The organism is Peribacillus sp. P4_C12 (genome assembly GCF_056402095.1).
In genome coordinates, this window is record NZ_JBFUIB010000114.1 from 1 (window position 1) to 9,568 (window position 9,568).

9 protein-coding genes are annotated in these 9,568 nt (G+C 36.6%); 8 read left to right on the forward strand and 1 reads right to left on the reverse strand.

Annotation, left to right across the window (positions count from 1 at the left end):
* Positions 1-101 precede the first annotated feature (101 nt).
* The 4 genes from proB (at position 102) to AC1DUW_RS14950 (ending at position 3,819) form a co-directional block, all read left to right on the forward strand.
* Positions 102-1,190: a glutamate 5-kinase gene (proB, locus tag AC1DUW_RS14935; RefSeq protein WP_477642854.1), complete on the forward strand. Its 1,089-nt coding sequence runs from the start codon at positions 102-104 to the stop codon at positions 1,188-1,190.
* A gap of 40 nt (positions 1,191-1,230) precedes the next feature.
* On the forward strand, positions 1,231-2,478 hold the full coding sequence (locus AC1DUW_RS14940; protein WP_477642855.1) for a glutamate-5-semialdehyde dehydrogenase: 1,248 nt from the start codon (positions 1,231-1,233) through the stop codon (positions 2,476-2,478).
* Between the two features lie 78 nt (positions 2,479-2,556).
* Positions 2,557-3,003, forward strand: coding sequence for a general stress protein (locus AC1DUW_RS14945; protein WP_477642856.1), 447 nt, complete (start codon positions 2,557-2,559; stop codon positions 3,001-3,003).
* Between the two features lie 141 nt (positions 3,004-3,144).
* Positions 3,145-3,819 (forward strand): SRPBCC family protein, encoded by a 675-nt coding sequence (locus AC1DUW_RS14950; protein WP_083450800.1) that lies wholly within the window; start codon positions 3,145-3,147, stop codon positions 3,817-3,819.
* A 297-nt stretch (positions 3,820-4,116) separates the two neighbouring features.
* On the opposite strand, the gene AC1DUW_RS14955 is transcribed toward AC1DUW_RS14950, so the two are convergent.
* Positions 4,117-4,563, reverse strand: a complete 447-nt coding sequence (locus tag AC1DUW_RS14955; RefSeq protein ID WP_477642857.1) for a DUF5392 family protein — start codon at positions 4,561-4,563, stop codon at positions 4,117-4,119.
* Positions 4,564-4,888: 325 nt separating this feature from the next.
* Between AC1DUW_RS14955 and AC1DUW_RS14960 the strand changes: the two genes are divergently transcribed.
* From AC1DUW_RS14960 to AC1DUW_RS14975, 4 genes are all read left to right on the forward strand, one after another.
* Positions 4,889-5,497, forward strand: coding sequence for a TetR/AcrR family transcriptional regulator (locus tag AC1DUW_RS14960; protein ID WP_053346705.1), 609 nt, complete (start codon positions 4,889-4,891; stop codon positions 5,495-5,497).
* 38 nt (positions 5,498-5,535) lie between these two features.
* On the forward strand, positions 5,536-7,743 hold the full coding sequence (locus tag AC1DUW_RS14965; protein WP_477642858.1) for a YhgE/Pip family protein: 2,208 nt from the start codon (positions 5,536-5,538) through the stop codon (positions 7,741-7,743).
* A 777-nt stretch (positions 7,744-8,520) separates the two neighbouring features.
* The gene (locus AC1DUW_RS14970; RefSeq protein ID WP_236694956.1) at positions 8,521-8,898 is read left to right on the forward strand and encodes a hypothetical protein; all 378 of its coding nucleotides are present in this window, start codon (positions 8,521-8,523) and stop codon (positions 8,896-8,898) included.
* Positions 8,888-9,346: a hypothetical protein gene (locus AC1DUW_RS14975; RefSeq protein ID WP_053346703.1), complete on the forward strand. Its 459-nt coding sequence runs from the start codon at positions 8,888-8,890 to the stop codon at positions 9,344-9,346. Before AC1DUW_RS14970 ends, AC1DUW_RS14975 begins: the two co-directional genes overlap by 11 nt.
* The last annotated feature ends 222 nt before the right edge of the window (positions 9,347-9,568 follow it).

Genomic DNA, 9,568 nt, shown 5'->3' on the forward strand with positions numbered 1-9,568 from the left:
CAATGAAGGTGGTACCACGGAGAGAAGCCCTTTTCGTCCTTGTTTCGAGGACGAAAAGGGCTTTTTTTCATGTCTAAGATATTAATTGGAGGAAAAAATCGATGGAAAAGAAGCGCATCGTTGTAAAGATAGGAAGTAGTTCTTTAACCAACACTCAAGGTGAAATCGACCAAAAKAAATTTTCCGATCATATCCAGGCAGTGGCAGCATTAAGGAAGGCTGGACATGAAGTTGTTCTTGTTTCATCAGGGGCTGTAGCAACCGGTTTTCGCAAGCTCGGATACCCTTCAAGACCTGTTACTCTAAAAGGAAAACAGGCAGCTGCAGCCGTCGGGCAAAGCCTGTTGATCCAGTCTTATATGGAACAATTGGGGCACTTTGGAATTGTTCCAGCACAAATTTTACTTACAAGAAAAGATTTCTCAAAAAAAGATCGGTATAAAAATGCCTATGCTACATTAATGGAATTGCTTGAGCGGGGCATTCTCCCGATAATAAATGAAAACGACACCGTATCTGTAGAAGAGTTGACTTTCGGTGATAATGATATGCTATCTGCTCTTGTAAGCGGGCTTGTCCATGCCAACAACCTGATTATTTTAACTGATATTAATGGGCTCTATGATTCCAATCCCCAAACAAATCCAGAGGCTAACAGATTTGATAAGCTTTCCGAAGTTACCGAAGAGTTATTACAAATGGCTGAAGGAGCGGGTTCAAGTGTTGGTACGGGGGGAATGAAATCCAAGCTGATTGCAGCGCAAACAGCACTGTCTCTTGGAGTCAAAGTATTTATCGGTTCAGGAGAGGGCAGTGAAAAGCTTCTTACAATACTTTCAGGAAATGGTGATGGCACGTATATTGGCAATGATGTCTTAACAACTGTTACAAAAAACAAACAGTGGATTTCCCTTCATTCAAAAGTATCCGGGAAAATCTATGTCGATGCAGGTGCAGAAAAGGCACTAGTTTCAAATGGCAGCAGTCTATTACCGGCTGGGATTTATGATATTAAAGGAGTTTTCAATAAGGGAGATGTCGTCGAGGTCTTCGGGCCAAATGGRTTATTAGGACGTGGAGAGGTTCTATATTCCGAAGCGGAGTTAAAACTGGCGATGGGCAAACGAACAACGGAGCTTGTACTAACTTCCATTGAAGTAATCCATCGTGATAAATGGGTGAAGGCATAGTTGTATATCAATTTTATCGAAGGTGAAGGGGGCTTATAAAATGAGTGAAGTGATTGAGAAAGGAAAGGCAGCGAAAATAGCAAGTTATCAGCTAATCGGACTGTCTACCGAACAGAAAAATGAGGCGCTTGAGAAAATCGCCATGCAACTAGTTATTGATAGAGAAAGTTTGTTAATAGAAAACCAAAAGGATCTCGAACAAGGCCGGCTAAAAGGTTTTAGTGAGTCTACGTTAGACCGAATTATGTTAAACCCTAAACGTATTGATGACATTGCCGCGGCGATACGGCCATTGATTGAATTAAAAGATCCAATAGGTGAAAAATTGGAAATGATAGAAAAAGAAAACGGTTTATTAATTAAAAAATTACGTGTCCCAATCGGTGTTATTGGAATGATCTATGAAGCAAGACCGAATGTGACTATTGATGCAGCTACATTATCTTTAAAAACAGGGAATGCGGTTATATTACGGGGAAGCTCTTCAGCCAAGTATTCCAATATGGCGCTAGTCTCTTCTATTCACAAAGCATTGAAGAATACGAAAATTCCTGTAGATGCTGTTCAATTAATTGAAGATACAAGTCGTGAAACAGCTAAGGAACTTTTTCACCTTAAAGATTATTTAGATGTTTTGATTCCGCGCGGTGGAAAGAATTTAATTGAAACAGTAATTAGGGAGTCCACCGTCCCCGTCCTYGAAACGGGGGCAGGTAATTGTCATATCTTCATCGATGAGACGGCAGATTTAACCATGGTAGAGAATATTGTCTTAAACGGTAAAACACAGCGTCCTTCCGTTTGTAACGCGATTGAAAGCCTGCTTATTCATAAAAAATGGTTAGAAGAAAATGGGAAGCGTCTTTTGGCAGTCCTGAACGAAAAGGGCATTGAAATATACGGTGATGAAGCGGTTTGTAACGTTTTTCCTGAAGCGAAAACTGCTACGGAAGAAGATTGGTCAACAGAGTATTTAGCATTGAAAATTAGCGTGAAAACCGTCAGTTGTGTTTCAGATGCTATTGAACATATTAATCGATATGGTACAAATCATTCCGAAGCAATCCTGACAAAAGATGAACAAAATGCGGCTGTCTTTTTGAATAAAGTAGATGCAGCAGCAGTTTATCATAATGCTTCCACACGTTTTACTGACGGATTTGAATTCGGTTATGGCGCTGAAATAGGCATTTCTACACAAAAGCTTCATGCACGTGGACCAATGGGCTTGCCGGCATTAACTTCAAGCAAATATTTTATTTATGGCGAGGGACAAATCCGGGGGTAATTCCATTTTTTAGTAGATGGTTATCAAAACTCACTTAAGGGTATTGAATAGTACATTACTTATAAAGGAGAAGATACCATGGACAATAGATTTATAGAAATATATGATAATGAAAATGAAGCAACCTTAGCAGTTGAAAATTTAAAGAAAAAAGGATATTCATCTGATCAAATATCAGTAGTCGCTAAAAATATTGATAAATTACCAAATGAAGCCGAGGAAGTGAGTCCTACAAAGACTGGTGGATTCGTAGCCGGTGCAGCAGCAGGTGGCGCTCTTGGTTTAACTGGTTTAGTTATTGGGATGAGTGCATTGGCTGTACCTGGAATCGGCCCGATATTAGCTGCAGGCCCTATTTTCACCACATTTGGAGGAGCGGCAGCTGGGGCAGCATCAGGTGCCKGAGGATTGAAGAAACCATTATTGGATATTGGTCTAGATAAAGCAGAAATCGATCAGTATGTGGAGGATATCAAGGCTGGGAAAATTCTCGTCATAGCAGATCCTATTTTAAGTAAGTCGTAAGTAAAACCTCCTTGAATTGAACTGATCTACGATGATGGACAACTGAGCTCTTTGTTCTCAAATACTCAATATAAAACAGGTCGTGTTTATTGAATAACCCCGTTCAGGATTTCTTGAACGGGGTTATTGTGTTAAATTTTATTGTCAGTAACAGTACACGGCTGTATGAAATCCATTCGCTTAGAAGTTCAGAATGCTATGATTTTTGTCAATCTAGACAAAAATGCTCCTTCTCTGGCAGAAGCATATCAGGAATTTTTAGAGGAAATGAAAGAGTATCCCTTCTTTGATTCTCTAAAACTAGTTAGGGAAACTCGTCGAGTAGTTAGGGCTAATTGGAAAGCTGTTGTTGACAACTACCTTGAATGTGATCATTGTTCCATTGCTCATCCTGGCTTTGCAAAATCTTTTGATATATCGAACTTTTGCACAACGACACACGACAAATTTACCTATCAATATATGTCAGCAAGTAAGAATGCTGAAGGTGACCAAGCGTGTTTTTATTGGATTTGGCCCAATATGATGATTAACGTTTATCCAGGAGACGGGAATGTGAATACCATTCAAGTAATTCCTGTTGATGCAGAGACGTCGCTAGGTATTTATCGTGATTACTCCCTCAATGAAAAAACAACAATAGAAAAAGAAGACTATTTTAAATTTGTTGATCAAGTACGGCAGGAAGATTTTGAACTGGTGGAAAAATTGCAAAAAGGATTAAATTACCAGGTGTTTACAAATGGTATCTTTTCTCCAACAGAACATGCAGCAGTCTATTTTCATGAACTTATTGATAAGGCCCTTCATGACTAATTACTTTCTGCCAATGGAAGTACACAGCATTAAAAAGACACGAGAATTCAAAGAATTTGTGAATGCCAAGAAATATTATTCAACCTTTTTTGGAATAGATCTATCGTAAAGTGGTCTTACCTCGTTAGTTAGACAGTTTAAAAGCCTAGCAAACAACCAGTATGAATCGGTAGTCTACCGGAGCATACTGGTTGAGTTGTTTGTTTAACCTTATATTTTTTAAAAAGCGCTAATCGTTTGTTAACTTATTTCAACGACCGATAAAGTTATAAAAATTTGCGAACTTCCATTTTATATTTATTCATTTTGGAAGGGTTGGTTCTTCCTTTGTTCCTCTTCTGCGAGAAACTCCAAAAAGACATTCATTGCAGATAGCGGCTGCTCATTTACCTTTTTATAGTAATTACTTTTCCTGGCATCGGTTAAATAGTTGCTTTCTTTCATTCTCGCCAGCATATATTTTTGGCTCATTTTCACTATTTCTTTTTGGTTGTGTTTGTTTTCCTTTAAAAGGGCAAATCCTATAGCACCCACTAATGCATATATTGCAAGGGCAATTTTAGAGATTGGATATGAGTCATTTTTAAATAAAAGAAAAAATAGATTTATGATGGAAAACCCTATCATCACGGTTGAAAAAAAAACGTATTTCATATTTTTCTTCAATAATGGAGACAGTTTTGATTGAAGTTTTTCGATTTCGTCCTGCATGAAACGCGGTATATTATTTATCTTAATAATCATGGTGTCCTCCTTAATATGCATACTATGCATATTTGTATTGGTTACCTTTTGTTTCATTTCATGGTCTTTATCTTTACACCAACCTATTTAAGTAATCAGGAAAAGGAACCTAATTGTCTATATCTTATCGCTTAGATCCTTATTTGTCATTTATTATACTTTAATAGTAAGTAATCAATATGGGTAATAAAGCAAAAAGAGATGATAGAAAGATATGATGTTCCTAAACTTTAAAAAAGAAGCCTTGCTATAATAAAAAAAATTTGTTAATATCATAAAATAACTTAATGACCGATTTGTTCAAACGGTCATTTCGAGGTGATATATGTCAATTGACAGGAAAAAGTTAATATTAGAAGCTGCGACAAAGTCTTTTTCACTCTTTGGTTATAAAGCTACAACTATGGAACAAGTAGCGAAAATAGCAAATGTCGGCAAGGGGACCATCTATACTTTTTATGCCAATAAAGAGCAATTGTTTAAAGAGATTGTGTTACGAATGATTGAAGAAATGAAATATGAGGCTGAGCAGTCAATTAAACCAAACTTAACCTTTTATGAAAACCTGCATAGTGCACTATATCGAATTTTAGAATTCAGAAAGGAGCATCAATTATCACTGAAGCTATTTCAGGAAGAAAAAGAAATGGGAACGCCAGCAGTTTTACAAATGTTAAATGAATTAGAAATAGAAATCATTTCCTATATTAAGGGGAAAATTAAAATAGCTATCGAAAAGAAAGATATTTCTCCATGTAATCCTGAAATAACAGCTTTTATCATGTTGAAGATATATTTAGCACTTATATTCGATTGGGAAAGAAATCATAAACCACTTGAAAAAGAAGAAATAGCAGAACTATTTCAGTTATATTTGTTTAACGGATTGGCTGTCACTCCTGATAGTCATTATTATTTACAAAAAAATGACTGAATGAATTAATTGGTCATTTATTCTTAGGGGGGGATTCTTTGAAATCTAGTTTAATAAAACAGGAGTTACTTGGCCTGTATAAAAATAAAAAACTGCTTATTCCAATTATCGCAATTCTATTTATTCCTATTTTGTATAGTGGTATGTTTTTATGGGCTTTTTGGGATCCGTATGATCGCCTAGAAGATTTACCAGTTGCCATTGTAAATAACGACACTGGTGCTAAGTTAGAGGGAGAAGAGTTAAAACTCGGTGATGAATTTGTAGAAAAACTGAAGAAAAGTAAGGATTTTAATTTTCAGTTTGTTGATCGTAAAACGGGCTACAAAAACTTAGAGGATCAAAAATATTACTTACTAGTAGAAGTTCCAGAGAATTTTTCGAAAAACGCGACGACGTTAATGGATGATAAGCCGCAAAAACTCGAATTAAAGTATGTTCCAAATGAAAGCTTTAACTTCTTATCAGCTCAAATAGGAGAAACAGCTGTTCAAAAAATCCAAATGGCTCTAGCAGAAAAAGTAACTGAGACATATGCAGAAACGATGTTTGACATCATAACAGAAATGGGTGAAGGGTTTCAGTCAACGGATGAAGCAGCTGGGAAACTGAAAGATGKAATCCTGGACGTTGATAATGGTGTAAAAACTTTAGAAGAAAAATTAACATCATTAGCTGAGAAACAAGTTGAATTTACAGGTGGAACTAAGAAAGTTCAGGACGGTACCGTTGAGTTACAAAAAGGAGCACAATCACTTGCTGATGGTTTGGGCCAGTTATCTAACGCTCAAAATCAATTGATTGATGGAGCGAAAAAGGCAGAAGATGGGGCAGGAAGCCTTCAAGCCGGTATAGAAAAAGCTCATTCTGGCATTGGTACAGTTGAAGCGAAGATGAATGAGGTTGTTTCGGGTACTGAAAAAATCCATGATGGAAGTAAGCAGCTTACTGGTTACTTACAAAAGCTTGAAACAGGTGCAAATAGCGCAGCTAATGGGGCATCAGGATTGAAAGAAGGAGTTTCTACCCTTCAATCGCAATTAGAACCGTATATGGGAGCATTACCTGAAGAACAGCAAGCAGCTTTGAAGCAAGCATTTGCACAACTGTCAGAAGGTGCAACAAAGCTTGAAGCTGGGAATAAAGAGCTTGCTAGCTCTGCAGGTCAAATTGAAGCAGGTTCAGCTAGTCTTTCTGAAAATATTGCCACATTGAATAATGGGCAAAAAGCTCTTCAAACAGGTGTTTCTCAATTAAATGAAGGAGCAGTTCAATTAGCAACAGGGGCAGCTCAATTAAAAGAAGGTCAAGCTCAATTAAGAGTAGGACTAGTAACATTCGGTGAGAAATTATCAGAAGCAAAAACTGGTAGCCAAAACCTCGCTGCAGGTTCAACGACACTTGCAGATGGAGTCAATCAACTTACAGCAGGATCGGCAGCATTAGCTGATGGATCTAGTCAATTAGCTGATGGATCTAGTAAAATTGTAAGTGGAACAAGTAAGTTGGCAGAAGGGTCGACAGAGTTTAAGGATAAAATCAGTAAAGCTGCTAAAGATTCTGCAGATATTAATGCTGGTGAAGAAACGTATAACATGGTTGCAGAACCTGTTAAGGTTGAAAAAGAGAGTATCAATAAAGTTCCAAATTACGGAACAGGTTTTGCCCCTTACTTCCTATCATTAGGTTTGTTCGTTGGTGCCCTATTACTATCAATTGTCTTTCCATTAAGAGAGCCGATTGGAATTCCGAAAAACGGGTTCACTTGGTTCTTAAGTAAATTTGGCATTATTGCTTCAGTAGGTATTATCCAAGCAATTATTGCCTCAGGATTAACTTTAGTACTGCTGGATATGGAAGTGAAAAGTGTACCGTTATTCGTAATATTCTCGATTATAACGAGTTTGGTATTCATTACATTGATTCAGTTGCTTGTAACAACAATGGGAGATCCAGGTCGTTTCATCGCGATAGTTATCTTGATCTTGCAGTTAACGACAAGTGCTGGAACATTCCCACTTGAATTAATACCAGAACCATTACAAATATTCAATAATTGGTTACCGATGACATTCTCAGTAAGAGGATTTAAAGAAGTAATATCAAGTGGTAACTTTGGTTTAATGTGGCAAAACGTCTATGTTTTACTTGGCTTTACAATTGGTTTTATGATATTGACACTGCTTTACTTTGTCGTGAAGCATAAGAAAAGCTATTCAGGAGTAAGCGAAACTACTGAAAATTAAACACAAACAAAAGAACGATTCCTTTTAAAGGAATCGTTCTTTTTTGCTTGAAGTAGAAGAATAAAATCCATATTTAGATCTAGTACATAAATGAGATTCTTGCACTATAATCTCGAAAGATCTTAATTAGTAAATTTTCTTTTTTTATATAGCTCCAAAGCTTTACCTATCCTTTGCTCTGATTTATTTCTGCATCCCAATTCCACCAGGGACAATACTCTAAAATGTAACGCATTCTAAAATAGTAGAAGGCGTTACATTTTTATTTTTTCAATTGAATAGGTATTGTCCATATACCGCACTGTTCTCGATTACATCAGTAAATGGTTTCGGGAACGTGAGTGAAGTGGCGCAACAGAAATGATTACCGTGTCCAAAAACAATATGAGGATTTAGATTACGGTGAATATCAAATTGGCTCGTTCAAATACGTTTTCATCTTGATTAGCTGTTGCAAGTAGAGCTAATCCAATTTGTTCTTTTTGTCAGAGTTTACCTCATATGAGAGTGGGCTAAAAACTAACATGATAAAAAATCTTCATCCTATTATCCTGATAGGCAACAAGTCTTTTTTTTATGGTAACATTGTCCTTATATGGTATGATAGATATGAGTGTGTTGGCTGTTGATAAACTTGGAAATAGGCTAATTATGTATTTTTCTGTATAAACTACGAGACTATTGTGGTATTTTATTCATTTAAATCGAGTTTTCGTACGAATCAATATATAATTAGAAAGCGAGAAAATAGATTCAAAGATTAAGGAGGGACATAGAATGATGGAATGGGCGTTAGTCATTTTGTTTGGTGTAGCAGTTTTACTGTTCATTTTGTCGTTTATTAAAACGGATTCAATAAAAGTGGATAAACAATTAGAACAGTTTGCTAGTACTTTTGGAGATGAAGTAAATCAACTACAAGAAAAAATACGAAAAATCGAGATAGATGCTGAAATTACAGCACAAGAGACAGGCATTCTTGCAGGTTCTTCTGAACAGCGGCTCTTGTTACGTGAGGTTCTCGACTTACATAAGCGCGGGTATTCATTTGAAAGCATCGCATTGAAAACACAACAGTCAGAAAATGAGATAGAACGCTTGCTTACTCCTTACATAAAAACTAATGAAAGGAGAAACGTTGCCAATGACATCTAAATCAATGCGCAGCTTTGCAGGAGGTCTTATTGTTGCGGCGGGTTTGTGCGGTGCAGTATACTTCTTTGGTCCCAGTGAAGCGACCGGAACACAGACTTCAGAGAAGTTGTCAGAAGATGATATGAAAGATTTGCTGTCTTCTGAAGGATATGTCATACATTCAGAAAAAGAGTGGGAAGATCAGCTTGCTGAAACGAAATCCATTAAAGATAAAGCGAAAACAGAAACAACAGAAAAGGTCGTGTACCGTACAGTTCTAAAAGTGTCTAAAGGTTCGACAAGTATTGACGTTGGTAAAACCCTTCAACGAGCAAAAGTTATTAAGAATGCAAAGGATTTTTCTGATGAAGTTGAAAAGAAAGGTAAGGCCAACGGATTACGTCCTGGAACATATGTGGTAGATAGTGAGATGACGACAGAAAAAATTATCTCTACCATTTTTAAATGAACAAATTTTAAATGCAATATTTGCATAAAAAACGACTATTTTATAAAGATAGTCGTTTTTTATATTCCACTATAATAATATCCAGGTAAATAATTGGAATCAATATTAGGTCTATCCACTTGAATGCGAAAAGGGAGGTTGCTGCAGCACCCTTTATCTAGGGGATCTAATGGGTCAGGATACTTGAAGAAGGTAATGAATATATTCTGAATGATTTATATG